Consider the following 25339-nt stretch of genomic DNA (forward strand, 5'->3'; position numbering starts at 1 on the left):
CGACGTCTTGGAATGTTCACTCTTCGTCGTCGGAGTCGTCCCAGTCGTCGCCGCCCTCGGCCTCGGCGTCTTCCTCGTCGTCCTCGTCCCAGTCGTCGAGGTCGTCGTCGTCCTCTTCGAGGTCGTCGCCGAACTCCTCGCCGTCGTCGCTGAGCGCGGGTCGGGAGAAGTCGGTGTCGGGATCGACGGCGTAGTCGTCACTCACCTCGTCCCACTCGTCGATCGCGTCCTTGTCGAGGTCGAGACGGACTTCGTCGCGTATGCCGTCCGCTTCCGTGTTCTTGGCCGTGCCACTCATCGCGTGCTCCGTTCGCTGCGTCGTGCTCGATCGGGAGGGGAGAACCGTGCACGTCCAGTTGTACCGCGCGAAGTCGCTAGAGTGGAGGGTGCCGGCGCGGGTGATACCCCGCTCTCATGTGTTCGCCCAGATGGGCTGCGCCGGGTCGTAAACCCAACACTCAACGGAAGAGTTCACGCATGTCCTTTGACTACAAGGTTGCCGACCTGGGCCTCGCCGAGGCCGGCCGTCACCAGATCCGCCTGGCCGAGCACGAGATGCCCGGCCTCATGTCGCTGCGCGAAGAGTTCGGTGCATCGCGGCCGCTCAAGGGCGCTCGCATCGCCGGCTCGCTGCACATGACCGTGCAGACCGCCGTCCTCATCGAGACGCTGACCGCGCTGGGCGCCGAGGTCCGTTGGGCCTCCTGCAACATCTACTCGACGCAGGACGAGGCCGCTGCGGCCGTCGTCGTCGGCCCGAACGGCACCGTCGACAACCCGCAGGGTGTCCCGGTCTTCGCCTGGAAGGGCGAGACGCTCGAGGAGTACTGGGACTGCACCGAGCAGATCCTCACGTGGCCCGGCGAGGGCGCGAACATGATCCTCGACGACGGTGGCGACGCCACGATGCTCGTCCACAAGGGTCGCGAGTGGGAGGCCGCCGGTCAGGTGCCGCCCACCACCGATGAGGACTCCGAGGAGTTCGGCATCTTCAAGGCGCTCGTCCGCCGCACCCTCGAGCAGGACGGCCAGAAGTGGACCAAGGTCTCCGAGGAGATCAAGGGTGTCACCGAGGAGACCACGACCGGCGTGCACCGGCTCTATGAATTGGCACGTGCTGGCCTCCTCTTGTTCCCGGCGATCAACGTCAACGACTCGGTCACCAAGTCCAAGTTCGACAACAAGTACGGCTGCCGCCACTCCGTCATCGACGGCCTCAACCGCGCGACCGACGTCCTCATCGCGGGCAAGCTCGCCGTCGTTGCCGGCTACGGCGACGTGGGCAAGGGCTGCGCCCAGGCGCTCGCCGCGCAGGGTGCGCGCGTCGTCGTCACCGAGGTCGACCCCATCTGCGCGCTCCAGGCCGCGATGGAGGGCTTCCAGGTCGCTCGCCTCGAGTCGGTTGTCGAGAACGCCGACATCTTCATCACGACGACCGGCAACTTCAACATCATCACCGCCGAGCACATGCAGGCGATGAAGAACAAGGCGATCGTCGCCAACATCGGCCACTTCGACAACGAGATCGACATGGCCGGACTGGCCAAGGTCGACGGCATCACGAAGACCGAGATCAAGCCGCAGGTCCACGAGTGGACGTTCTCGAGCGGCGGCTCCATCATCGTCCTGTCCGAGGGTCGCCTCTTCAACCTCGGCAACGCGACGGGTCACCCGTCCTTCGTCATGAGCAACTCCTTCGCGAACCAGACGATCGCGCAGATCGAGCTCTTCACGAAGACCGGTGACTACGAGAAGCAGGTCTACGTCCTGCCCAAGCACCTCGACGAGAAGGTTGCGCGCCTCCACCTCGACGCCCTGGGTGTCGAGCTCACCGAGCTCTCCAAGGAGCAGGCCGAGTACATCGGCGTCGACGTTGCTGGTCCGTACAAGCCGGACCACTACCGCTACTGAGAGTTCGCCTCTCGAGTCGCCTTTCGCGTTGTCTCACAACGCATCCGGTATGCCGTCCGCTCACCAAGAGCGGGCGGCATACCGCCGTTTGTGGCTGGGTGAGTCGCGGATCGGGGCGTGGGATGTGTCGTATCTGCGTGGTTCCGTTCGTGGTGTGACTGACAGGCTGCAACCAGTGACCCATCCAGAGGGAGAGTGCGCATGAGCAAGGTCAAGGTTTTGGTGTCCGGGGCGAGCATCGCGGGGCCGGCGTTGGCCCACTGGCTGCACCGTTACGGTGCCGAGGTGACCGTGGTCGAGATCGCGCCCGAGTTGCGGCCGGGTGGGCAGGCCGTTGACGCGCGCGGTGTCGCCAAGGAGGCCATTCGCCGGATGGGGCTGGACGCCACGATCCGGGCGGCGTGCACGAACACCAAGGGTGCCTACGAGGTCGACGCCGACGGGACCGTGCTCGAGACGATGCCGGTCGAGGACAGTGACGGTGATGGCTACGTCTCCGAGATCGAGATCCTCCGCGGCGACCTGACCCGGATCCTCTACGAGGACACCCGCGATGACGTCGAGTACGTCTTCGGCGACCGCATTGCCGAGCTCACCCAGGACGACGACGGGGTCGACGTCGTCTTCGCAAGCGGACGTCGGGCGCGCTACGACCTCGTTGTCGGCGCCGATGGGCTGCACTCGTCGCTGCGCTCGATGGTCTTCGGGCCGCGCGAACAGTTCGTGCGTCACCTGGGTCTCGTGCTGGCGTTCTACACCGTCCCCAACGAGTTCGGGATCGACGGCTGGCTGCTCGACTACCGGGAGGGTGGGCGCTGGGCCGGGCTGCGGCCGGTGCCGGACCCGTCGCGCGCCATCGCGATGCTGTCCTTCCCGGCGCCGGAGGAGGAGTTCGACCACCGCGACGTCGAGGCCCAGAAGCGCCTGCTCCGCGAGCACATGGCTGGCTTCGGGTGGGAGACCTCGCGGATCCTCGAGCACCTCGACGACACCCCCGACTTCTACCTCGACCAGGTGGCGCAGGTCGTCATGCCCCAGTGGCACACGGGACGGGTCGGGCTCATCGGTGACGCCGCGTGGAGCGCCTCGCCGATGTCGGGAGGCGGCACCGGGCTCGCCCTGGTCGGCGCCTACTTCCTCGCCGGCGAGCTAGCCGCCGCGCGCTGGGATCCGACCGTCGGGTTCGCCAACTACGAGGAGCGAATGCGCGACTACGTCGAGGCCAACCAGGAGATCGGCCGGATGCACGTTGCGATGATCACCGCCGACCCCTCGGCGGGTCCTGCCGAGGAGCCCGACATGGAGGCGATGATGCCGCTCATCGAGCGCGCGGTGAACGGGCCTCAGCTCCTGGACTACGCCACCCCCTAGGGCCGGTCCGTCCGGATGGTGCCGTTCGCCCACGGGATGGGCACTTGGGTTCGCTTGCGTCGGAAACGCGCACGGCCTCGCGGCGCCGCACCCTAGCCTCGCAACATGCGAACCCGTGTGGCGGTGACTCGGTGAACTACGACCGGCCGCAGTGGGTCTACGTCGGCAACGGCACCTTCCGTTACTGGGACGGCGACATCTGGACCGACGAGTACCGCGAGGGCGACGAGCACCTCAAGGAGCCGCCGCCGGAGTGGGACGGTGCCAAACATGCCGCCGATCGACACGGAGCGCACGAACGACGCGGCCCGTCACTCGTCTGGATCGCCGTCGCCCTCCTTGCATTGGTGGGTGTGGTCGCCGTGGCGCTGCTGCTCGGCTAACGTTGTCGGCCGCGCGGCGCGAGGGCGACGTCTGCGTCATGCTGGTGACATGACGGATCAGCGGTGGCGGGTGGATGCGAGTTCGGTGATTCTCCTGCTGCTGCCCACCTTGCTCGTGGCCACGGGACTCGTGTGGGCGCTGATGACGGGCTACTGGCCGCTCATTCTGTGGATGCTGTTTTTCGCAGGTGCGCTCGTGGCCGGCTTCCTTCAAGCCCGCCGAGCGCGCCGCAGCGCTCGCCAGTGAATCGGAAATTGGAAGGCGCCACGGTGACCAACGCTGCTACGTTGCAGCCGATCGTGACCGACCGGCTGGAGGTGAGACCCGTGAACGCAGTGTCAGCGCAGGGTGCTCCCTCGCCGCGCACGATCCGGCGAGCCGCGTAGCCGCGTCGGGAGCGCCACCGGGCTTCTCGCGGAAGGCGACTCCCATGAACACCACATCATCTACCGGCTTCACCCACCGTTGCGCACTCGTCCTCGCCGGCGGGGGAGCGGCCGGCAACGCCTGGCAGATCGGCGTCCTCGCCGGCCTCGCCGAAGCCGGCCTCGACGTCACCACCGCGGACGTGGTCATCGGCACGTCGTCGGGTTCGACGACGGCCGCGCTCGTGACGGGTCCGACCCCGCTCACAGAGTTGTATGCCGCCACGCAGGTTCCCGTGACCGGCGGCTGGGTCGGGAGGGCGGCCCGGGTCACCGGGCCGTGCCGTGTCCGGTCCGGACTACCTTGCGTGGTCGGACGCCCTCATCGCCGCGTCCTCCGACCCGGCAGACATGCGTCGCCGTTTGGGTGCTGCTGCGCTCGAGCTCGACACGACGAATGGCGCTGCAGCAGAACGGTGACGGGCAGTCGTGCGCTCTCGCCTGCCCGGCGCCGAATGGCCCACGGACCAGCGGCTGCTCGTTGCCGCCGTCGACGCGGTGACGGGGGAGCCGGTCGTCTTCGACCGCGACAGCGGGGTCGAGCTCGTCGACGCCGTCGCAGCGAGCACGTCGGCGATGACGCCGTACCGGATCGGTGAACGCCGCTTCCTCGACACCACGTGGTCCTCCACCAAGGCGCAGATCTTCGTCAAGATCGGCCTCGAGGACCTCCAACGCCGCGCCGGCGCTGGCTCCCTCCTCGGCGGACTGTCCACCGGCGACCTCGTCACCCCCGAGACGGTCCGCAAATGGGCCTGCGACGCGACGATCATCCCGACCGTTCTCAACTCGTGCGGCGAAGTCGTCGACCTCGGCCGAGCCGAACGCCTCTTCCAACCCGGACAGATCAAGCGCATCTGGCAGCGCGACGGGCACTGCACCTATCCCGGCTGCGACGCGCCCCCGGCGTGGTGCGATGCCCACCACCTCATTCACTGGATCGACGGCGGCCTCACCGACCTCGACAACGCCGCCCTGCTCTGCCAGCGCCACCACACCGTCGTCCACTCCCAGCGCTACTTCGGCAGCGTCGAGACCGACGAGCAGGGACGAAGCCACGTCGTCTGGGACCGCACCCCCGGTGCCTACGACGATGCCCTCGCACAGCGGACACCCCTGCCCTTCGCCTCCGGCGACGACAGTTCCAGGCACCGACGATGACCCCGCCCCACACCCTGCCGCCCCTGCGCGACAGGGCATCCGGCGCGCCCGCGTGCACCATTCCCGGGACCACCACGACGCAAGCCCGCGCCCCACGAGAACGCGCGCTCCCGGCATACCCGGAGATCACGCGAGGGACCCGACGCGCAAGGCCACGGGCCCACGCCACGCTCCCACCGCGCAACAACAGGACTCCCCAGCACGCCCAAGGTGCCCGGCTCACCCAGTTCGCTGTGCGAACATGGGGGACCGGCGCTGGGCAGCGCCGGCTCAGGTGTGCCACCGAAATTCGTGCCACTGATCCCGTGCCACAGGAGGACTGACGTGAAGGGTCGCGTGCTCGTCGTCGACGACGACCTCGCTCTCGCGGAGATGCTCGGCATCGTGCTGCGCAACGAAGGCCTGGAGGTCGACCACGTCGCCGACGGCAACAGTGCGCTCGGCGCGTTCCGTGAGACCCGCCCCGACGTCGTGCTCCTCGACGTCATGCTGCCCGGCATCGACGGCCTCGAAGTATGCCGTCGCATCCGCGCCGAGTCCGGCGTCCCGATCGTCATGCTCACCGCCCGCACCGACACCATCGACGTCGTCGTCGGCCTGGAGTCGGGCGCGGACGACTACGTCGTCAAGCCGTTCAAGCCGCAGGAGCTCATCGCCCGCGTGCGTGCCCGGCTCCGCCGCGGCGACGACGTCGAGCCCGAGCGCCTCACCATCGGCGACCTCGCCATCGACGTCGCCGGCCACTCCGTCAAGCGCGACGGCGAGACCCTCAACCTCACCCCGCTCGAGTTCGACCTCCTTGTCGCGCTCGCCCGCAAGCCGTGGCAGGTCTTCACCCGCGAGGTGCTGCTCGAGCAGGTGTGGGGCTACCGCCACGCCGGTGATACCCGCCTCGTCAACGTCCACGTCCAGCGGCTGCGCTCCAAGATCGAGAAGGACCCCGAGAAGCCCGAGATTGTCGTGACGGTGCGCGGTGTCGGCTACCGAGCGGGGCCGGCCTGACCATGGCGGACTCGCCGACCGCCCGTCCCACCGGCGCAGGGTCGGCACCGTCTCCCGCGTCGTCATCGGCCACCGCGGCGCGCCGCGCCCAGCACTTCGGCATCAACGTCGGGCGCAGCCTGCGCTCCATGGGTCACGCCGTCGGCGGTGTCGTCGCCGCGCTGACCCGGACGTGGCGGCGCTCCCTCCAGTTCCGTGTCGTGTCGACGACCGTCGTCCTCGGCATGATCGTCGTCTCCCTGCTCGGCTCCTACCTCTACAACGAGATCGCCACGGGGCTCGAGGACCAGCGGATCGAGACGAGCGAATACGAGGCGCGCACCCTCACCGCCCAGGCGCAGGACCGCTGGGAGACGACGACCGCGTCGAACGCGCAGGACCTCAACCTGTCCGCCATCGACATCATGAAGTCGCTGCTCACGCCGCCGGGGCCGGAGCCGTCGCGCTACGTCATCATGCTGCGCGGCGTGAAGAACACCGAGCAGATCCAGCTCAACGCACTCGAGTCCGGTGGGCTCGGCGTCGCCGCGGTGCCGCAGGAGATCCGGCAGAAGGTCGCCGCCGACCCGACCCACCAGCAAAAGATGGTCAGCACGATCCTCCTCGACGGCCAGCAGGTCCCGGCCGTATTCGTCGGCACAGGCGTCGAAGTGCCGCGAGCCGGTCGCTACGACCTCTACTACATCTATCCGATGACGCAGGAGATCCAGACGATGAGTCTGATCTCCACGGCATTCACGATCGCCGGGCTCACGCTCATCGCCCTCGTCGGTGCCGTCGCCTGGGTCGTCACGCGCCTCGTCGTCACCCCCGTTCGACGCGCCGCCGAGGTCTCCGAACGTCTCGCGTCGGGCAAACTGAATGAACGTATGCCGTCCCGCGGCGAGGATGATCTGGCCCTCCTCGGCACGTCGTTCAACGCGATGGCCGACAGCCTCCAGTCGCAGATCCGCCAGCTCGAAGGGCTGAGCCGCGTCCAGCAGCGGTTCGTCTCCGACGTCTCCCACGAGCTGCGCACGCCGCTGACCACGATTCGCATGGCCGGCGACCTGCTCTATGACTCCCGCGCGGATTTCGAGCCCGTCGCGTCGCGCTCGGCCGAGCTGCTCCAGGGTGAACTCGACCGCTTCGAGTCGCTCCTGTCCGACCTGCTCGAGATCAGCCGCTTCGACGCCGGTGCGGCAGCTCTCGACCCCGCCCGCGTCGACCTGCGCGGCACCGTCGCCGGCGTCATCGCCGCCGCCCAACCGCTCGCCGACCGACGCGGGTCGACCGTCGACGTCGTGGCCCCCGGGCCGGTCGAGGTCGAGGTCGACGAACGCCGCGTCGAACGCATCCTGCGCAACCTCGTCGTCAACGCCATCGAGCACGGCGAGGGCAAGCCCGTCACCGTCCACCTGCGCGCCGGCGATGGCTCGGTCGCCGTCGTGGTCGAGGACCACGGCGTCGGTCTGCGTCAGGGCGAGGCGTCCATGGTGTTCAACCGCTTCTGGCGCGCCGACCCGGCCCGCGCACGCACCACCGGCGGCACCGGCCTCGGACTCGCGATCGCCCTCGAGGACGCGCGCCTGCACAACGGCTGGCTCCAGGCATGGGGCGAGCCCGGCGTCGGGTCACGCTTCCGACTGACCCTGCCGCAGCGGGCAGGTGACTCGCTCACCTCGTCACCGCTACCGCTCTCGCCGGGGGAGCGGACATGAGCACCCTTCGCTCGGCCCGCGCCCTCGTCACTGTTCTGGCGGTCGTCGCTGTCCTCGTCTCCGGGTGCACCTCCATCGGACGACCCCGCGACGTCGAACCCGGACTCGAGGTCCGTGGCGGCGACGTCGAACCCGTGCGCGCGATCTTCCCGACGCCTCCGCCGCAGGCGACCCAGCAACAGATCGTCTCCGGCTTCGTCCGGGCCGGCGCCGCCAGCGACGGCAACTACGAGATCGCGATGAGCTACCTCACGCCCGAGGCAGCCAAGGGGTGGCGACCCGAGGGCGAGATCGTCCTCTATTCGACGACCACCGCGTTCACCGTGACCCCGCAACTGCCCAACCTCGCCACCCTCTCCGGCGTCATCGAGGGCACGATCAGCCCGGACGGTCGCTACGTCAACGCTCCCGGAGGGGCCAAGCGCAGCGTCCAGTTCGAGTTCGCCCGGATCAACGGCGAATGGCGAATCAGCAATGTTCCCAAGGAGTTCGGCCGCTGGATCACCACGTCCGACCTCGGCCGACTGCTCAAGCCCTACACCGTCCACTACCTCGCCTCCGACCGCCGCGCCCTCGTCCCCGACCGGCGCTGGTTCCCGCGCGACCACCTCGCCACGCGACTGGCACGTGCGCAGCTGGCCGACCCACCGGCATACCTCCAGGGTTCGGTGCGCAACGACATCCCGAGCGGTGCACGGCTCACGGCCGACGCGGTCTCGGTGACGGACGGCATCGCGAGCGTCGAGATCACCGGTCGCGTCCCGACCGACCAGGTGCAGCGCGAGAACGTCTGGGCCCAGATCGTCTCGACCCTCCTCCAGGACAGCGGCATCCAGGGCGTCACCGTCAAGGTGGAGGACACCACCCTGGAGCTGCCCGACGTCGACCTGCCGGTCCGCACCCTCGACCAGATCAAGTTCCCGGAGACCCCCACCCCGGCGTTGGGCCGGCCCGTCGTGCGCCGCGGCACCGGTCTCTATCTCCTGCCCAACACCTCGACCGTCGACCAGGACCCGCAGAAGTCCGGGCACGTCGACGTCGAGAGTGCCTTCCACTCGCTCGCACTGTCGCCGGACCGCTCCGAGATGGCGGCGGTCGACCCCGACGGGCAGGGGCTGTCCCGCTTCCGGGGGACGACCCGCTACGAGATGCCGTTCTACGGCACCGACGTCGGCCACCCGGCCTATGACACCCGCGGCTACCTGTGGGCCGGCGGGCGGGGCATCGACGACGACTCGGAGATGAGGCTGTGGGCCTTCAACGTCACGGCCGACCCGACCCAGACGCGACAGTCGCCCGCGACCCCCATCGAGGCGGACTGGCTCAAGGGACGCAAGGTCATCGAGTCCAAGCCCTCGCCCAACGGCGACCGGGTGGCGATCCTGCACACGGCCGACAACGGCAAGGACCCCCGCATCGACGTCGCCGGTGTCATCCGTGGCGCAGTCGGCCGTCCCGAACGGCTGTCGTCCCCGCAACGCCTCGGTGACGCCCTCGTCGGGGTCACCGGACTCGTCTGGCTCTCGGACCTCAGCATCGCCACCCTCGCCACCCGCCAGGGCACGGCCGGTCCGCGCAGCCCGTGGGTCATCACCGTGGACGGGCAGGCGCTGTCCCTCACCGCGACGCCGACCGCCACGGCGATCACCTCCGGGGGAGGGGAGCGCGGCATCCTCGTCACCACCTCCGACGGCACCGTCCTGAGCCGCGCCGGTCAGCAGTGGGTGACGCTCGGCAAGGGCACCGACGTGCTCGTCGCCGGGCGCTGACGCGCTCGTCCTGTCCACAGGCGGCTGATCACCTGCTCGTCGTCCACAGATCGTGGGGCGGGCTGGCGGGTGAATCCCGTTGCCGGACAGGCTTGTTCGGTGTTCACGTCCCTGATCGACCTCATGCTCCCGGCCTCGTGTGCCCTCTGCCGCCGACCGTCGGGGCCGTTGTGCGCGGACTGTCGGCGCAGTGTCGGCGATTGCCTGCACCCGTCCCCGCTTCGTGCGGTTCCGTCACCCTGCCCACCCGGTATGCCGGTGTGCTGGGTTTCTGGGGAGGCGAGCGGTGCGCTGCGAGCCGCGATCACGGCATACAAGGACGAGGACCGGCGCGACCTGGTCCGACCGCTCGCCGGTTGGCTCGCCCCGGCCCTCTCCGTCGCGGTCGCGAGCAGCGGGGACGCTCGTGCCGCCCTCGCCGGTCGTGGCCTTGTGGTCGTGCCGGTGACAGGGTCGCCCAGGGCCCGTCGGCGACGAGGTGACGTGCCGCTCGTCCCACTCGTCCGGTCGGCCGTGCGGTCCGCGCTGTGGGGGCGGGTGGCGGTGGCCCCCGTGTTGGCGCCGACGCGGACGACGCGCGACCAGTCGACGCTCGACGCCGGTGAACGCGCGGCGAACCTCGCCGGGGCCATGGAGGTGCGCTCCCGGGGCCGGCCGGTCGTCGCCGGCTCGGTGTGCCTCGTCGTCGACGACCTCATGACGACCGGTGCGACCTTCACCGAAGCCGCACGAGCGCTGCGCGAGGCGGGCGCGAGCGAGGTGATCGCGGCCGCTCTCGGGGCGACGAGGCGGCGGGCCGAGCATGCCCAGCAACTTGCCAGCCCCATCTCTTGAAAGGGTCAGGTGACGGGTCTACCGTCTGTTCATGGAACGCATCCTCCCCCTGACTCGGAGGTGGTGCCGCCGCCTATAGCCCTCGACAGGCATCTGACAGGCACGCCCACCCGACTTTTAGGAGGACTCGTGGACATCGTCGTCACCGGACGCCACACGACCGTCTCGGACCGATTCCGTCAGCACATCGCGGACAAGCTCGACAAGGTCCAGCAACTCGCTCCGCGCACTCGCAGGATCGACGTCGTCATCAGCCACGAAGCGAACCGCCGGCAGTCCAAGGCCTGTGACCGAGTGGAGATCACCGTTCACGTCAAGGGACCCGTCATCCGCGCCGAAGCGTGCCAGGAGGACAAGTACGCCGCGCTGGACGTCGCGCTCGAGAAGCTCCTCGAGAGGCTGAGGCGCAAGCACGACCGCACGGTCCGCCGCGGGCGCAACCCGCAGGAATCGGTTGCCGCCGCCACCGCGTTCGTCCCCGACGGGACCGGTGCCCCCGATGCTGCTGCGGACGACGACGGCGGTCCCTTCGGTGACTCGCCCATCGAGGTCCGCGAGAAGGTCCACACCTCCGCGCCCATGAGCCTCGAGCAGGCCCTGCGCGAGATGGAGCTCGTCGGTCACGACTTCTACCTCTTCCACGACACCGAGACCGACAAGGCGTCCGTCGTCTATCGGCGTCGCGGCTGGTCCTATGGCGTCCTCCACCTCGACCTCAATGGCGAGGTGCCGCACGCGACCGAACCCGAGGAGGGTTTCGACGACCGCGAGGACCCGGGCCCGCCGGCCTCATCCGTGGCGGAGCGCGCCGAAGCGTCCTGAGAAGGGGTCATTTGGACCCGGTTCATCGGAACTGGTCCTTTTGCACCAACGAGGTTGTTCAATCTGCCTCCGGGGGCGGACTCGCCGTGGCACGATGTGCCGGTGAGTCCGTCCCCAGCAGAGCAGGGGTCTCGGTCCTCGTCCCTGGGGGAGAATCGAGACCGCATCCGAATCGTCATCGCCGATGATCACGACCTCTACCGTCGTGGCATGCAGGCGGTCATCGGTCTTGAACAGGATCTCGAGATCGTCGCCGAAGCCGCCTCCGGCATCGAGGCCGTCGAGAAGTGCTTCGAATATGACCCCGACGTCGTCCTGCTCGACGTCCGCATGCCCGGCAACAGCGGCATCGAGGCCTGCACGGCGATCAAGGAAAAGGCGCCCCGGACCAAGATCCTCATCCTCACCGCGTCCGACGACGAGGCCGACCTCTTCGCCGCGATCAAGGCCGGCGCGAGTGGCTATCTCCTCAAGGACCTGCCGACTGAGCAGATTGCCCAGTCGGTGCGCATGGCCCACGCCGGCCAGTCGATGATCCCGCCGCACATGGCCAGCCAGCTCATCGCCGAGTTCTCCCGCCTGAGCAATGAGCCGCCCAAGGACGCCACCCCGGGTCCGCGCCTCACCGACCGCGAGCTCGAGGTGCTCGGCCTCGTCGCGCGCGGCAAGGCCAACAAGGAGATCGCGTCCCAGCTGTTCATCAGCGAGAACACAGTCAAGAACCACGTGCGCAACATCCTCGAGAAGCTCCAGCTGCACTCGCGGGTCGAGGCGGCCCTCTACGCGATGCGCCGGAACCTCATCGAACCCGACGCGTAAGGGATCGGCGCGCTGTCGGCGGTGACCGGCAGGATGGGGCCATGCGTCTCAGCACCGTCGCCGCACGCCGCATCGCCCTGGCCGCCCAAGGCTTCGGAGTGGCACGTCCGCCCGCGTGGACCGCGACGTCCCGGCACGTGCAGCGCGTCATCGACACCGTCGGCATCGTCCAGATCGACAGCGTCAACGTCGTCTCGCGCAGCCACTACCTGCCGTTCTACTCGCGTCTCGGTCCGCACGACTCCGCGCTCGTGGACCGCGCCCGCGACAAGGCGCCGCGCCGCCTGGTCGAGTACTGGGCGCACGAGGCCTCCCTCGTCCCGCCCGCGACGTGGCCGCTCCTCGACTTCCGCATGCGCCGCGCCCACGACGAGTCCTGGGGCGGGATGCAGAGCGTCAAACGCAACCACCCCGAACTCGTCGACGCGGTCCTTGCCGAAGTGCGCGCCCGCGGCCCCATCACTTCACGCGAACTCGAAGCGGCCCTCGCCCACGACCTCCCGCGCGAACGCGACCAGTGGGGCTGGAACTGGTCGCTCGTGAAGTCCGCCCTCGAGCACCTCTTCTGGGCAGGGGAGGTCAGCTCCGCCGGGCGGACCACGCAGTTCGAGCGCCGGTATGCCGTCCCCTCCCGTGTCCTCCCGCCTCACCTTCGCGACGTGGCAGAGTCCGCCGACGCGCGGCCGAGCGCCGAGGAGGCGTTCGTCGAGCTGATCCGGATCGCGGCCCGGGCCCACGGCGTCGGGACCGAGCAGTGCCTGCGCGACTACTTCCGGCTCAAACCCGAACAGGCCCGCCCCGCCATCGCCTCGCTCGTGCAGTCCGGCGAGCTGGAACCGGTGACGATCGACGGATGGAAGCGGCCGGCATACCTCGATCCGAGCGCTCGGCGACCACGACGGATCTCGGCGCGGGCACTCCTGTCTCCGTTCGATTCCCTTGTCTGGCAACGGGATCGGACGTCGGCGCTGTTCGGCTTCGACTACCGCCTCGAGATCTATGTGCCCGAGGAGAAGCGGGTGCACGGCTACTACGTGCTGCCGTTCCTGCTCGGCGAGGACCTCGTCGCGCGCGCCGACCTCAAGGCCGACCGCGCCGGTGGGCGGCTGCTCGCGCGGCGGGTCACGTGGGAGCCCGGGCGCGGGGGAGCGGACGACGTGCGCGAACTCCACGAGGAGCTCGGCCTCATGGCGCAGTGGCTCCGCCTGGCTGACGTCGAGGTCGTTCGGTGACGTGGTCGCCGCCGTTGCCGACCTGGCGTATGCCGTCCGGTCCGGTCGGTGCCATCACCGACGTCCCCGGCGTGCTCGTGGGCCATGGGACCGTGACCGAACCGGCTCGGGGAGTGGCGACGGGCGTCACCGTCGTCGTGCCGCCCGACGTCGAGGTGCGGCCACTGCCGGCCGCGGTCCACGTCATCAACGGCTACGGCAAGTCGACCGGGCTCGTGCAGGTCGCCGAACTCGGCACGCTCGAGTCGGTCATCGCCATGTCGAGCGTCTTCGCCGTGCCGTCCGTGCACGAGGCGATGCTGAGGTGTCGTTTGGCAGCAGATCCCACGATCGGCGACGTCGAGACGGGCCGCTCGGTCAATCTCGTCGTGCTCGAGTGCAACGACGCATATGTCAGCGATCCGCGCCAACACCGGTGCGGTGAGGCCGAATTCGTGGCTGCCCTGGAGGCGGCTGCCGCTGGTTCGGTGACGGAGGGGACCGTTGGCGCGGGCACGGGGATGCGCACCTTCGGGCTGGCCGGTGGGTTCGGCACGGCCTCGCGCGTCTTCGGGTCGGGGGCGTCAGAGCACACACTCGGAGTGGCGCTCGTGAGCAACTACGGACGCTGGGGTGACCTGACGATCGGTGGAGAACATGTCCAGCCGACGGGAGAGCCGGAGAGCGCCGAGCCGCCGGGCTCGGTGGTCATCGTCGTCGCGACCGATGCTCCCTTCGACAGCGTCACCCTGCGAAGGGTCGCGGCCCGTGCCCAGAACGGCCTCGCCCGCACCGGCTGTGTGACCACACACGGCAGTGGCGAGATCGTCCTCGCCTTCAGTACGTCGAGGTCACCCGTCCACGATCCCGACGTCGCCCAGCTCGACGACGCCTTCCGGGCCGTGGCCGAAGCCACCGAGGAAGCAGTCCTCAGCGGCCTTGCCCACGCCACCCCCGTCACCGGCCGCGCCAACCGCCGTCTCCCCACGCTCAGGGGCGGAGGAGGTCCCAGTGGTCGGCCGGGCCGACCGAACCGTCCGGAGCCGTTGCCTTCTCCTCGTGACCCCACCGGGTGAAGCCGACCGACTCGAGGATCGCGTTGCTCGCCAGGTTGTCCGCCGCCGTTTCCGCGACGAGGCGGCGCAGCCCGAGACCGCCCTCTTCTTTCGGAGCGAACGCGTGGTCACGGGCCAGGCGTGCCGCCTTCCTCGCCGCACCCTTGCCGCGCGCCGACGGATAGAGGAAGTAGCCGAACTCCGCCGTGTCCCCATCGGCCAGCGCACCCGCGTGAACGAAGACGAGCATCTCGCCGAGCGCGCGGTCGGTCTCGGCGTCGGCGATCGCCCAGTTGACGCTCGACCCGCGCGCCATGAACTCCCGGCGCCGCTCCAGCCACGGCTCCCACGTCTCCGACACGGGAATCGCGCGCGACGGCAGGTGGTGCGTGGGGTGGTCGTGCGGTTCCGTGCTCGCCTTGTCGTCGTCGCGCCACGGACGGAGGCGTATGCCGTCCGCCTCCAGAACCGGGGGAGTGATCCACTCCGCGCGGGGAGACATCGCGTCGCCCTTGCCGAGCGACCCGAACCACGCGTCGATGAGCCCGCCGTCGCCGTGGACGACGTGCCCGGGGAGGGTCGCGACGAACTCGAACCCGGCCGACCGCGCCGGACCCCACGAGGCGAAGTTGCCCTTCTCGGCGTACCAGTCGACGCGCTCGCCACCGGCGTCGAACCAGTACTGCGACACGAGCTTGAGCGCGCGCGCCATGAGACCGCGCCCTCGGCCCTCCGGGTGCAGGCCGTAGCCGATTTCCGCCCGACCGCCCGAACGTGGGCGCAGGTCGATCGTGCCGAGGAAGTCCCCGTTGCCGGTGCCCTCGCTGGTGCCGGCGCCCTCGACGACCTCCTCGATCGCCCACAGCTGGTCGCCGCCCTCATCCCAGCCCTTCGCGATGTCGATGAGCCACTCGCGCGCCATGTCCTCCGTGTAGCCGCGCGGGACCTGCGTCCAGCGCACGCTCTCGGGGTCGACACACTGCTCCGCGATGCGGGCGGTGTCGTGCTCGGAGTGCGCGCGAAGCCGCACGACGCCATCGGTGAGGACAGGGACTGAGTCTGGGAACGGCATACCGGAATGTCATCACGGAAGCGGAAGGCGGCGGAACCGATTAACGGGTGGTGCTCGTTGGCCCTGTGGCTCGACTACCCTTGGCAGGTCTCGTGGACTGCCAACGGGGCGGCCGACCGCGACACTGGTGTCGCGTTCCGAGACATGTTGTTCAACGAGGAGTCCAACCCGTGGTGAAGATCGTCGAGAAGCTGTTGCGCGCCGGTGAAGGCCGGATCGTCAAGAAGCTCGAGAACATCGCCGACCAGGTCAACGCGATCGAGGACGACTTCGTCGCGATGAGCGACGACGAGTTGCGTGGCATGACCGACGAGTTCCGCACTCGTCTGGCCGACGGTGAGACGCTCGACGACATCCTCCCCGAGGCGTTCGCCGCCGTCCGTGAAGCGGGCCGCCGCACCCTCGGCAAGCGCCACTTCGACGTCCAGCTCATGGGTGGCGCCGCGCTGCACATGGGCAACGTCGCCGAGATGAAGACCGGTGAGGGCAAGACCCTCGTCGCGACCCTGCCCTCCTACCTCAACGCCATCGAGGGCAAGGGCGTCCACGTCATCACGGTCAACGACTACCTCGCCGAATACCAGGCCGAGCTCATGGGTCGCGTCCACCGCGCCCTCGGCCTCTCGACCGGCTGCATCCTCGCGAACATGACGCCGGACCAGCGTCGCGAGCAGTACGCGAAGGACATCACGTACGGCACGAACAACGAGTTCGGCTTCGACTACCTCCGCGACAACATGGCGTGGTCGACCGACGAGCTCGTGCAGCGCGGCCACAACTTCGCCATCGTCGACGAGGTCGACTCGATCCTCATCGACGAGGCGCGCACGCCGCTCATCATCAGCGGCCCGGCCGACCAGCCGACGAAGTGGTATACCGAGTTCGCCAAGGCCGTCGAGCACCTCGAGCGCGGTGAGGGCGGCGACCAGATGCGCGGCATCCCGTCGCGTGGTGACTACGAGGTCGACGAGAAGAAGAAGACGGTCGGCGTCCTCGAGCCCGGCATCGAGAAGATCGAGGACTACCTCGGCATCGACAACCTCTACGAGTCGTCCAACACGCCCCTGATCGGCTACCTGAACAACGCCATCAAGGCCAAGGAGCTCTTCACCCGCGACAAGGACTACGTCGTCATGGACGGCGAGGTCCTCATCGTCGACGAGCACACGGGCCGCATCCTCAAGGGTCGCCGCTACAACGAAGGCATGCACCAGGCCATCGAGGCCAAGGAGGGGGTGACGATCCAGAACGAGAACCAGACGCTTGCGACGATCACCCTCCAGAACTACTTCCGCATGTACGACAAGCTCTCGGGCATGACGGGTACGGCCATGACCGAGGCCGCCGAGCTCAACTCGATCTACAAGCTCGGTGTCGTGCCGATCCGCACGAACCGCCCGATGATCCGCAAGGACCAGGCCGACCTCGTCTACCGGACCGAGGAGGCGAAGTACAAGGCGGTCGTCGACGACATCGTCGAGCGCCACGCCACCGGCCAGCCCGTCCTCGTCGGCACCGTCTCCGTCGAGAAGTCGGAGTACCTCTCCGAGCAGCTCCGTCGCCGCGGCGTGAAGCACGAGGTGCTCAACGCCAAGCACCACGAGCGCGAGGCCGCGATCGTCGCCGATGCCGGCCTCAAGGGCGCCGTCACCGTCGCGACGAACATGGCCGGTCGAGGCACCGACATCATGCTCGGTGGCAACCCCGAGTTCATGGCCGTCGCCGACCTCAAGGCCCGCGGGCTCGACCCGGTCGAGACGCCGGAGCAGTACGAAGCCGCGTGGGACGCCGCGCTCGAGGCCGCCGAGGCTCGCGTGAAGTCCTCGCACGAGGAGGTCCAGGAGCTCGGTGGGCTCTATGTCCTCGGCACCGAGCGCCACGAGTCGCGCCGCATCGACAACCAGCTGCGTGGTCGTTCCGGCCGTCAGGGTGACCCGGGCGAGTCGCGCTTCTACCTCTCGCTCCAGGACCACCTCATGCGCCTGTTCAACGCGGGCATGGTCGAGCGCGTCATGTCCTCGACCGGGATGGAGGAGGACACCCCCATCGAGTCCAAGATGGTGTCCCGCTCCATCGCGTCGGCGCAGAGCCAGGTCGAGGCGCAGAACTTCGAGATCCGCAAGAACGTCCTCAAGTACGACGACGTCCTCAACCGCCAGCGCACCGTCATCTATGACGAGCGCCGCCGCGTCCTCGAGGGCGAGGACCTGCACGAGCAGATGCGCTACTTCGTCAACGACGTCGTCGGTGGTTACGTCGACTCCGAGACGGCGGCCGGCTTCGCCGAGGACTGGGACTTCGACCGTCTCTGGACCGCTCTCAAGGCGCTCTACCCGATCTCGGTCTCGCAGGAACAGGTCATCGACGCAGCCGGCGGTCGTTCAGGCCTGCGCAACGAGACCCTCAAGGAGGAGCTCCTCTCCGACGCCCACCACGCGTACGACCAGCGCGAGAAACAGCTCGGCAGCGAGGTCATGCGCGAGGTCGAGCGGCGCGTCATGCTCTCCGTCCTCGACCGCAAGTGGCGCGAGCACCTCTACGAGATGGACTACCTCCAGGAGGGCATCGGCCTGCGCGCCATGGCCCAGCGCGACCCGCTCGTCGAGTACCAGCGTGAGGGCTTCCAGCTCTGGGAGGCCATGAACGAGTCCGTGAAGGAAGAGGCCGTCAACCTCATCTTCCACGTCGATGTCCAGGTCGACCAGCAGCAGGCGCCCGAGGTCGCGACAGCACCGCAGCACGTCTCAGACGTGTTCGGCGGGCTCGCCGGCGGCGGCGAGGGTTCGGACGGTACGTCCGACACGCTCGCCGAGACCCCGCACGTCGAGGTCGCCGGTGTGGGCCTCGAGCGTCCGCGCCAGCCCGCGCAGCTGCACTACACGGCGCCGTCGGAGTCCGGTGAGGTCGAGGAGCGGGACGTTCTGAACCGCGCCAGCGGCAACGGTGGCCTCACCGCCGAGCAGATGTCGTCGACGCCCAAGAACGCGCCCTGCCCCTGTGGCTCGGGCAAGAAGTTCAAGATGTGCCACGGCAAGGGCGCCTGACCCAGAACTTCTTGCTCCACTTATTGCCCGTTTGGGCGCGGTTTCGCGGAGGCGAGCCGTCGCTGGAAACCGCCCAAACGGGCAATCAGTGGAGGTGTCAGCCGATCTGGAGGGCCTCGACGCGCCAGCGGCGGTCCTGCCCGGTGAGACGCACCGCCATTGCGCGCACCCGCTCGCCCTCACTGACGACGAGGCTGCACTCCGCGACGCCGTCGGCCGGCTCGCACACGTGCACCGACCGCACCACCGCACGCTGGGCTGCGGCGGGCGTCCTGGCGGCGCGACGCCGTGCCGCGATGGCCCCGCGACGGGCGATCACGGCATACACCTGAGGGGTCGTCCACCGGACGACCTGCGCTGCCGGGCGCAGCCCGGACATGACCTCGACGATGGCCTGCGCCATCTGGCTCACCCACGGGACGGGGTCCGGCAGGTCGACGCGGGCGGTGCTCTGGGGTCCGAAGAGCTGCTCGTCGCTCGCCGCCGCGAGGTCGACCGCCAGAGAATCCTGCACGTATGCCGTGTGCCCCAGTCCGTCGCCCGCGCGCAGCAACGCTTCGGTCAGGTGCACGGCTGGTGGGCGGGGTGCGGCTTCGGCCTGCACCTTGACTGGGCGCAGGTGGGATCGCAGGGCCGTTGTCATCGGTTCACGCTCGCAGTCGGTTGGGCGTCGGGCACGCGCAGGATCTGGCCGGGGAGGATGCGGTCGGGGTCGTCGCCGATGACGGATCGGTTGGCCTCGAACCACCGGGGCCACTCGGCCGCGATCTCGGCGTCGGTGGCACGCGGGCCGAGGTGACGCGCCGCGATCGACCAGAGCGAGTCGCCGCGGTGCACGACGACCTGGGCGTCGTCGTGCGCGCCGGTGAGCGGCGGGTCGCCGGGCTGACCGGTGCGGTGGGGGCGACCGGCGAGGAGGCCGGGGTCGGGCTGGGGACGCACCGTCGGGGAGGCCGGGGTGAAGCCGGCCTCGGGCGGTGCCGGGGCAAACCCCGGGTCCGCAGGGACTGCGGGGGTCGCCGGGTTCGCGGGGGCAGAGCTGCTCGGTGCGGGGAGGAACCCGGGGTCGGCCACCGAGGCCACGACGGAGGAACCCGACCCACGCGGAGCAGCCACCGACTGGGTGGGTCCGCCGGCCACGCCCACGCCGACGCCGAGCACGAAGGCGGCGACGCGCCGGGCCAGCGCCGGTGTGAGGCGGTCGGACCAGCGCTGCGCGACCCGTCCGATCCGACCGGGGACGTGGGAGAGGAGCTCGAGGAGAGTGCCAGCGCAGAGCCAGGCGGCGATCGCCAGCGCCAGCGACGACGCGGTGAGGATGACGAGCTCGTCGAGGCTGGCCGGGCCCGCGGCGGTGACGGCCGAGTGGGCACTGAGCCAGGCGCCGACCAGGGCCCAAGCGGTGATGGCCCCGACCGTGAGGGAGACCGCAGCAACGCACCCGACCCGCACGAGAACGTTGGGTCTTGTGCTCGAAAGATGTCGTTTGATGCTGTTTGCTGCGGTTTGCATGCGCATGACCATATTGCATGTCGATTGGGGGCGCAACAGGAGGCCGTCTCGGGGTGGCCCTACGCTCCGACCATGAGGTGGGACCTGCTCTTCGATGACCTCGAGGCCCAGTTGGGCGCCGAGGAGCGACGCGAACGCGACTCCGAGGTCGCCGATCGGACCCGGCGCGAACGGGCCACCGTCGAGCTCGGCGCGCGGCTGGCCGCTGCCGTCGGGACCGCAGTGCGCCTCCGCCTCGTCTCGGGGACTCAGCTGCGGGGCGAGCTGCTCGACCTCGGTGAGGACTGGTTGCTCGTGCAGCTCGAGACGGGTCGCCAGGCCGTCGTCCCGTTCGCCGCGGTGGTGGGCATTTCCGGCCTCCCGCAGCGCGCCTCGGCGGCACGGACGGCACGCCGGTTCGCGCTCGGCTACGCGTTGCGGGCGCTCTCGCGCGATCGCGCCCCAGTGGCAATGACCGACACGAGCGGACAGGTCCTCACGGGGACCATCGACGTCGTGGGAGCCGACTCACTCGACCTCTCCGAGCACGCGATCGGGGAGAGCCGGCGACCCGAGAACGTGCGCGAACGGCATACGGTGCCGTTCTGGGCGGTCGTCCTCGTCGAGGCGCGCTGACCGCCCGAGCCGCCCGCGTCAGTCCTCGCCGTGGGAACGGACGAACTCGCGCGTCTGTGAATACATGCGCTGGATGTAGTTCTCGAGCTCGGTCGTCTCGACCCGCCACTGGCCGCGGCCGCCGACCTTGATCGCAGGGAGCTCGCCGGAGCGGACGAGGGCGTAGGCCTGCGCCGAGGAGATGTCGAGGACCTCGGACACCTCGGTGAGCGGGATGAACCGCTTGGCCACAGTCGTCTCCTCTCGTCGTCCTCGGGCGTGCCGGACCAGTTTGCCACGCAGGTGTGCACCGACCCCGACGGTTGTCCACAGGGCGCGTGGCGTGGCACGTTGTCCACAGGCAGCTGGTCCTCGACGCGCGCCGTGAGCCGTTGTGGGCCACAATCTCTGCGGGGGGTTCGGCTCGACGCGATCCTCCGCATTCCCACGACCGCTGACCGCGTATCCGGAGCCCGCCCACATGAGTGACCTGCCCACGCCCACCGCCCAACGACTGCGCAAGCCCTCGTGGCGGGACAGCCGCCTGCTCGTCGGCCTCCTGCTCGTGCTGGCCTCGACGGCCATCGGTGCCTACGTCGTCAGCCGAGCCGACGACCGCGTTCCGATGTATGCCGCGAAGTCCGGTCTCATGGCCGGCCAGCCTTTGACGTCCGAGGACGTCGTGCGCGTCGACGTCCAGTTGGGGGAGTCGGCCGGCGACTACCTCGGGGCCGCCGAGGGTCTGCCCGAGAAGTCGTTCGTGCTGCGCGAGGTGCGCGCCGGTGAGCTCATCCCGCAGACGGCGGTCGGCGGCGAGGACGAGGCGACGGCGCGACCCGTCACCCTCCAGGTCGACGCGACCTCGGCCTCGACCCTGCGCGAGGGGTCGATCGTCGACGTCTACGTCAACCGCCCCGCCCGCCAGGCCAAGGGTGCCGTGGGAACGGCGACGTTCGCAGGACCCAACCTGGCCCTGCCGCGGGTCACGGTGGTCAGCCTCGCCGAGGGCGATTCCATGATGGGCGGTGCCGGCGACACGCGGGCCGTGCAGGTCATGGTTCCCGAGGACAAGGTGCGCGAGCTCGTCGGCGACGTGGACCTCGGATCCCGGATCACCCTCGTCGCCGTGCCCGGCGCCCTCGACTCCGCGACGTCATGACGAGTCTCATCACGGGGGTGACCCACCACCACGAGGAGGAGCTCGTCCGGAGCGTGGAGTCGGCCTCCGGCATCCAGGTCGTGCGGCGCTGCGCCGACGTCGCCGAATTGCTGTCGACCGGCGCCTCGGGTGTGGCCGACGTGGCGATCGTGTCGGCAGACTTCCGGGGTCTCGACCGCGACGCCCTGCGGCACCTCGCCGGACACGGGGTGCGCGTGGCGGGCTACGTCTCGGCGGGGGATGACGCGGCCGAGGTGCGGTTGCGCCAGCTCGGCGTGACGACACTCATCCGTCCAGGGACCGCGCCCGACGAGCTGTCGCGCCTCGTCGTCGAACTCGTCGACGGGGCAACCGGCTCAGTGGGTGGTGCGAGTGGTGGCGGCGCTGGTGCTGGTGCTGGTGGCGGTTCCGGCTCGACCGTGAGCGACGAGGACCTCGCCCGGTGGCTCGAGGACGGCCACGACTCACGTGACGCCCGTGCGTTCGACGGAGTGGGCGGACGGGGAGCAGCAACGGTCGGCGGGTCGGCCGGGGCAGCCGGTGTCGGCGGTGCCCTCTCGGCGCTGAGTGAGTTCGACGCGTCCGGAGGCCCTCGCGACCACGTGGACGCCGACGGGCCGAGGCGCGCGATTCTGACCGCCGTGTGGGGACCCGCCGGTGCCCCCGGGCGCACGACGACCGCGATCACGATCGCCTCCTGCCTGGCGTCGAGGGGCGTGCGCACCCTCCTCGTCGACCTCGACACGTGGGGTGCCAGCGTCGCCCAGGCACTCGCCCTCATCGACGAGGCGCCGGGAGTGGCCGCCGCTGCCCGAGCCTCCGAGCAGGGCACGCTCGACCAAGCCGCCCTGTCCCGAGTGGCACCCGAGGTGAGTCCCGGACTCAGGGTGCTGACCGGCATACCCAAGCCCGAGAGGTGGCCAGAACTGCGCGCCGCGGCAGTCGAGGATCTCCTCGAGAAGTCGCGCGGACTCGTCGACCACGTCGTCATCGACTGCGGGTTCGCGATCGAGGACGACGAGGAGCTGAGCTATGACACGGCAGCGCCGCGTCGCAACGCCACGACCCTCACCGCCCTCGAGTGCAGCGACTCCCTCGTCGTCGTCGGAGGCGCCGATCCGATCGGCCTCCAACGCCTCGTGCGCGCCGTCCAGGACGTGGGAGTCGTGCCGTCTCCGGAGCCGCTCATCGTCGTCAACAAGGTGCGCGCCTCGGTGGCCGGCGCTCGGCCGGAGAAGGCGATCGGCGACGTGCTCGGCCGTTTCGCCGGACTCGAGGACCCGATGTTCGTGCCGTGGGCCCCGGACGAGTGCGACGCCGCCCTCCTGGCCGGGCGCAGTCTCGTCGAGTCGGCGCCCAACGCTCCGGTGACGCAGGCGCTCGCGCGCGTGGTCGACGTGCTGCGTCCCAAGACTGCAGCCACGGGCGACACGCGGGCCGGGCGCGCTCGCGGTCGGCGACGTGTCGCGTCCGCCAAGCGCTGATCCGCAGCCGGAACGCCCGCGCTGACGCGCTGAATGCGCCCACGTGTCGGCGGAGACTCCTCCGGCTCGGTGCATCTGGAACGATGGGCCCGTGGCCGATCGACTGAGCACCCTCGACAGCAGCTTCCTCGCGCTCGAGGAGCCCACCACGCCGATGCATGTCGGCTCCGTGATGGTCTTCGACACGCCGAGCGAGGGTTTCGACTACGACCGGCTCGTGCAGGTCATCGAGCGGCGCATCGCCTACGTTCCGCGCTACCGGCAGCGGGTCCGCACCGTCCCCGGCAAGTTGGCCAACCCGGTCTGGATCGACGACGAGCGCTTCGACGTGAGCTACCACGTGCGCCGCTCCGCCCTGCCGCGCCCGGGCAACGACGAGCAGCTCGAGGAGCTCATCGGCCGCATCCAGCCCCGACCGCTCGACCGCAGCCGCCCCCTGTGGGAGGTCTATCTCGTCGAGGGTCTGGCCGAGGACCGCTTCGCCATCATCACCAAGACCCATCAGGCGCTGGTCGACGGAGTGCATGCCGTCGACATCGCCCACCTCATCCTCGAGGACTCCGAAGTGCCGAGCGCCGAGGCCGTCGCGGACACGTGGCACCCCAGCCGTGAGCCCTCGACGACGGAGCTCGTAGTGAGCGCTCTCGCCGACACCGTCCGCACTCCGAGCCAGATCGTCGAGACCCTCCAGGCCGGCGTCACCGACGTCAAGGCAACCGCCGGCCGGTTGCTCAATCAGGCCGGGGGAGTGGCCTCGACCCTGGCGCGGGCCTCGACGAGCCCGGCACCCACCTCACCGCTCAACACGCGCATCGGTCGGGCCCGGCGCTACGTCATGGTCGGCACGGACCTCGAGGACTACCGCAAGATCCGGTCCCGCCTGACCAAGGGCAAGGTCGCCGAGGACGTCACGATCAACGACGTCATCCTCGCGACGGTGACCGGGGCGTTCCGAACCTGGCTCATGACCCGCGGTGAGAGCGTCCACGGCGGCACGACGGTCCGGGCCATGGTCCCGGTGAGCGTGCACACCGAGGACGGACGCGGCTCCTCCGGGCGTCAGCTGACGGCGTGCTTCGTCGACCTGCCCGTGGGGGAGCCCGGCGCGTCGATGCGGCTGCACCAGATCGCCTTCGCGATGCGCCAGCAGATGGAGGCCGGTCGCGCGGTCGACGCCCAGACCCTGTCCGGGCTGGGTGGCTTCGCACCGCCGACGATGCACACCCTCGCCGCGCGCCTGGGTGGCGCGATGTCGCGGCGCCTCTACAACGTCGCCGTCACCAACGTCCCCGGCCCGCAGCACCCGCTCTATGTCGCCGGTGCCCAGATGGCCTCGACCTATCCGGTCATGCCGTTGGGTCAGTCGCAGGCGCTGTCGATCGGCCTGACCTCCTATGACGGCGGCGTCTACTACGGCCTCAACGCCGACCGCGACGCCCTCCCCGACGTCGACGTCCTCGGTCAATCCATCGTCGACGCCCTCCAGGAGCTGCTCGAGGCCCCCCGTGCCGGGAAACGCTGAAAGGACCACCGCCGTGCCTCTCGTCCGCGTCTTCGTCCCGCTCGACCGCGAAGGACTGGCCGCACTGCGGCGATCCGGTGAACTCGGCCCCGCGCCGGTTGCCGCCCACGCTGCGGTGGCCGCGGCTGCCCGGCCGACGATCGGCAACGACGAGGAAGAACGCGAGTATGCCGCGTGGTCCGCTGCCGCTGACGACGCCGCTTCCGTTGTGGCACAGGGGGATCGGCGCGTGGTCGCCTCGGCGGACGTCGACGCGGCGGTGGTGACTCGCGCCGACGAGGAAGGCACCGCCGTCGAGGTCGGCAGCGCCGTCCCCCTGCCGAGAATCGCGTCGTTCCACGTCGACGAGGAGCCGGGCAGCGGGATCGAGGACCTGCTCTGGTACGACATCACCGAACTCGACGACGTCATCGCCCTGGCCCACCCGACGGCCTGACCGGCTTCCGTCGCCGACCGAGGGAAGGCGGCGCGATCAGGTGGGAGAGTTG

The 25339-nt window shown here is 69.7% G+C and carries 25 protein-coding genes and 1 pseudogene; 21 read left to right on the top strand and 5 right to left on the bottom strand.

The window, feature by feature from the left end; translation table 11 throughout:
• Positions 1-16: 16 nt before the first annotated feature.
• Complete coding sequence (locus tag N803_RS18380; protein ID WP_052112253.1) at positions 17-298, bottom strand: hypothetical protein; 282 nt, start codon at positions 296-298, stop codon at positions 17-19.
• A 179-nt stretch (positions 299-477) separates the two neighbouring features.
• Here N803_RS18380 and ahcY point away from each other — a divergent pair, with 179 nt between their 5' ends.
• The 15 genes and pseudogenes from ahcY (at position 478) to N803_RS12660 (ending at position 14485) form a co-directional block, all read left to right on the top strand.
• A complete protein-coding gene (ahcY, locus tag N803_RS12600; RefSeq protein ID WP_035905872.1) occupies positions 478-1911 on the top strand; it encodes an adenosylhomocysteinase in 1434 nt (477 codons plus the stop codon).
• A gap of 201 nt (positions 1912-2112) precedes the next feature.
• Positions 2113-3282 carry an FAD-dependent monooxygenase gene (locus tag N803_RS12605; RefSeq protein ID WP_035905873.1) on the top strand — a complete coding sequence of 390 codons (1170 nt, stop codon included), beginning with the start codon at positions 2113-2115 and terminating at the stop codon, positions 3280-3282.
• A gap of 131 nt (positions 3283-3413) precedes the next feature.
• Positions 3414-3665: a hypothetical protein gene (locus N803_RS12610; protein ID WP_035905875.1), complete on the top strand. Its 252-nt coding sequence runs from the start codon at positions 3414-3416 to the stop codon at positions 3663-3665.
• A 49-nt stretch (positions 3666-3714) separates the two neighbouring features.
• The gene (locus N803_RS12615; RefSeq protein WP_035905876.1) at positions 3715-3912 is read left to right on the top strand and encodes a hypothetical protein; all 198 of its coding nucleotides are present in this window, start codon (positions 3715-3717) and stop codon (positions 3910-3912) included.
• 184 nt (positions 3913-4096) lie between these two features.
• A pseudogene (locus tag N803_RS19115) lies at positions 4097-4228 on the top strand (patatin-like phospholipase family protein); the annotation flags it as partial.
• Between the two features lie 148 nt (positions 4229-4376).
• The gene (locus tag N803_RS19040; protein WP_281175008.1) at positions 4377-4511 is read left to right on the top strand and encodes a hypothetical protein; all 135 of its coding nucleotides are present in this window, start codon (positions 4377-4379) and stop codon (positions 4509-4511) included.
• 9 nt (positions 4512-4520) lie between these two features.
• Complete coding sequence (locus N803_RS18575; RefSeq protein WP_052112254.1) at positions 4521-5252, top strand: HNH endonuclease signature motif containing protein; 732 nt, start codon at positions 4521-4523, stop codon at positions 5250-5252.
• Between the two features lie 324 nt (positions 5253-5576).
• Positions 5577-6254, top strand: a complete 678-nt coding sequence (mtrA, locus tag N803_RS12625) for an MtrAB system response regulator MtrA (protein WP_035905877.1) — start codon at positions 5577-5579, stop codon at positions 6252-6254.
• 2 nt (positions 6255-6256) lie between these two features.
• The gene (gene mtrB / locus N803_RS12630; RefSeq protein WP_245617238.1) at positions 6257-7954 is read left to right on the top strand and encodes an MtrAB system histidine kinase MtrB; all 1698 of its coding nucleotides are present in this window, start codon (positions 6257-6259) and stop codon (positions 7952-7954) included.
• On the top strand, positions 7951-9723 hold the full coding sequence (locus tag N803_RS12635; RefSeq protein ID WP_035905879.1) for an LpqB family beta-propeller domain-containing protein: 1773 nt from the start codon (positions 7951-7953) through the stop codon (positions 9721-9723). Before mtrB ends, N803_RS12635 begins: the two co-directional genes overlap by 4 nt.
• Positions 9724-9981: 258 nt before the next feature.
• Positions 9982-10557, top strand: coding sequence for a ComF family protein (locus tag N803_RS12640; protein ID WP_169743091.1), 576 nt, complete (start codon positions 9982-9984; stop codon positions 10555-10557).
• A gap of 129 nt (positions 10558-10686) precedes the next feature.
• On the top strand, positions 10687-11379 hold the full coding sequence (hpf, locus tag N803_RS12645) for a ribosome hibernation-promoting factor, HPF/YfiA family (protein ID WP_035905880.1): 693 nt from the start codon (positions 10687-10689) through the stop codon (positions 11377-11379).
• Positions 11380-11481: 102 nt separating this feature from the next.
• A complete protein-coding gene (locus N803_RS12650; RefSeq protein ID WP_052112256.1) occupies positions 11482-12198 on the top strand; it encodes a response regulator in 717 nt (238 codons plus the stop codon).
• A gap of 41 nt (positions 12199-12239) precedes the next feature.
• The gene (locus N803_RS12655) at positions 12240-13430 is read left to right on the top strand and encodes a winged helix-turn-helix domain-containing protein (RefSeq protein ID WP_035905881.1); all 1191 of its coding nucleotides are present in this window, start codon (positions 12240-12242) and stop codon (positions 13428-13430) included.
• Complete coding sequence (locus tag N803_RS12660) at positions 13427-14485, top strand: P1 family peptidase (protein ID WP_156969779.1); 1059 nt, start codon at positions 13427-13429, stop codon at positions 14483-14485. Before N803_RS12655 ends, N803_RS12660 begins: the two co-directional genes overlap by 4 nt.
• Here the strand turns inward: N803_RS12660 and N803_RS12665 are convergent.
• Positions 14400-15536: a GNAT family N-acetyltransferase gene (locus N803_RS12665; RefSeq protein WP_035905882.1), complete on the bottom strand. Its 1137-nt coding sequence runs from the start codon at positions 15534-15536 to the stop codon at positions 14400-14402. The two genes, N803_RS12660 and N803_RS12665, sit on opposite strands and share 86 nt — an antisense overlap.
• 170 nt (positions 15537-15706) lie before the next feature.
• On the opposite strand from N803_RS12665, the gene secA reads away from it, so the two are divergent.
• The gene (secA, locus tag N803_RS12670; protein WP_035905884.1) at positions 15707-18580 is read left to right on the top strand and encodes a preprotein translocase subunit SecA; all 2874 of its coding nucleotides are present in this window, start codon (positions 15707-15709) and stop codon (positions 18578-18580) included.
• Positions 18581-18677: 97 nt separating this feature from the next.
• Here secA and N803_RS12675 read toward each other — a convergent pair whose 3' ends face one another.
• Complete coding sequence (locus N803_RS12675; RefSeq protein WP_035905886.1) at positions 18678-19223, bottom strand: Rv3235 family protein; 546 nt, start codon at positions 19221-19223, stop codon at positions 18678-18680.
• Positions 19220-20092 (bottom strand): LysM peptidoglycan-binding domain-containing protein, encoded by an 873-nt coding sequence (locus tag N803_RS18390; RefSeq protein ID WP_211253515.1) that lies wholly within the window; start codon positions 20090-20092, stop codon positions 19220-19222. The genes N803_RS12675 and N803_RS18390 overlap by 4 nt, the downstream gene beginning before the upstream one ends.
• A 72-nt stretch (positions 20093-20164) precedes the next feature.
• Between N803_RS18390 and N803_RS12685 the strand changes: the two genes are divergently transcribed.
• Positions 20165-20707 (top strand): hypothetical protein, encoded by a 543-nt coding sequence (locus N803_RS12685; protein ID WP_035905887.1) that lies wholly within the window; start codon positions 20165-20167, stop codon positions 20705-20707.
• Positions 20708-20725: 18 nt separating this feature from the next.
• On the opposite strand, the gene N803_RS12690 is transcribed toward N803_RS12685, so the two are convergent.
• Positions 20726-20938: a helix-turn-helix domain-containing protein gene (locus N803_RS12690; protein ID WP_035905889.1), complete on the bottom strand. Its 213-nt coding sequence runs from the start codon at positions 20936-20938 to the stop codon at positions 20726-20728.
• 229 nt (positions 20939-21167) lie between these two features.
• On the opposite strand from N803_RS12690, the gene N803_RS12695 reads away from it, so the two are divergent.
• From N803_RS12695 to N803_RS12710, 4 genes are all read left to right on the top strand, one after another.
• Positions 21168-21845 (top strand): CpaB family protein, encoded by a 678-nt coding sequence (locus N803_RS12695; protein WP_035905890.1) that lies wholly within the window; start codon positions 21168-21170, stop codon positions 21843-21845.
• Complete coding sequence (locus N803_RS12700; protein ID WP_035905892.1) at positions 21842-23329, top strand: CpaE/TadZ family protein; 1488 nt, start codon at positions 21842-21844, stop codon at positions 23327-23329. Before N803_RS12695 ends, N803_RS12700 begins: the two co-directional genes overlap by 4 nt.
• 91 nt (positions 23330-23420) lie before the next feature.
• Entirely contained in the window at positions 23421-24851 is a 1431-nt protein-coding gene (locus N803_RS12705; RefSeq protein WP_035905894.1) for a WS/DGAT/MGAT family O-acyltransferase, read from the top strand.
• A gap of 13 nt (positions 24852-24864) precedes the next feature.
• Positions 24865-25287 (top strand): DUF6912 family protein, encoded by a 423-nt coding sequence (locus N803_RS12710; RefSeq protein ID WP_035905895.1) that lies wholly within the window; start codon positions 24865-24867, stop codon positions 25285-25287.
• Positions 25288-25339 lie beyond the last annotated feature (52 nt).

It is taken from the genome of Knoellia subterranea KCTC 19937 (assembly GCF_000768685.1).
GTDB classification, from domain to species: domain Bacteria; phylum Actinomycetota; class Actinomycetes; order Actinomycetales; family Dermatophilaceae; genus Knoellia; species Knoellia subterranea.

Bases quoted from the DNA above. Each gene is read 5' to 3' on its own strand.
- N803_RS12615 (WP_035905876.1), top strand. From the start codon at position 3,715: ATGACGGATCAGCGGTGGCGGGTGGATGCGAGTTCGGTGATTCTCCTG.
- N803_RS12635 (WP_035905879.1), top strand. From the start codon at position 7,951: ATGAGCACCCTTCGCTCGGCCCGCGCCCTCGTCACTGTTCTGGCGGTC.
- mtrB (WP_245617238.1), top strand. From the start codon at position 6,257: ATGGCGGACTCGCCGACCGCCCGTCCCACCGGCGCAGGGTCGGCACCG.
- N803_RS18380 (WP_052112253.1), bottom strand. From the start codon at position 298: ATGAGTGGCACGGCCAAGAACACGGAAGCGGACGGCATACGCGACGAA.
- N803_RS12665 (WP_035905882.1), bottom strand. From the start codon at position 15,536: ATGCCGTTCCCAGACTCAGTCCCTGTCCTCACCGATGGCGTCGTGCGG.
- N803_RS12605 (WP_035905873.1), top strand. From the start codon at position 2,113: ATGAGCAAGGTCAAGGTTTTGGTGTCCGGGGCGAGCATCGCGGGGCCG.
- N803_RS12675 (WP_035905886.1), bottom strand. From the start codon at position 19,223: ATGACAACGGCCCTGCGATCCCACCTGCGCCCAGTCAAGGTGCAGGCC.
- N803_RS18390 (WP_211253515.1), bottom strand. From the start codon at position 20,092: ATGCAAACCGCAGCAAACAGCATCAAACGACATCTTTCGAGCACAAGA.
- N803_RS12700 (WP_035905892.1), top strand. From the start codon at position 21,842: ATGACGAGTCTCATCACGGGGGTGACCCACCACCACGAGGAGGAGCTC.
- N803_RS12685 (WP_035905887.1), top strand. From the start codon at position 20,165: ATGAGGTGGGACCTGCTCTTCGATGACCTCGAGGCCCAGTTGGGCGCC.
- ahcY (WP_035905872.1), top strand. From the start codon at position 478: ATGTCCTTTGACTACAAGGTTGCCGACCTGGGCCTCGCCGAGGCCGGC.
- N803_RS12695 (WP_035905890.1), top strand. From the start codon at position 21,168: ATGAGTGACCTGCCCACGCCCACCGCCCAACGACTGCGCAAGCCCTCG.
- N803_RS12655 (WP_035905881.1), top strand. From the start codon at position 12,240: ATGCGTCTCAGCACCGTCGCCGCACGCCGCATCGCCCTGGCCGCCCAA.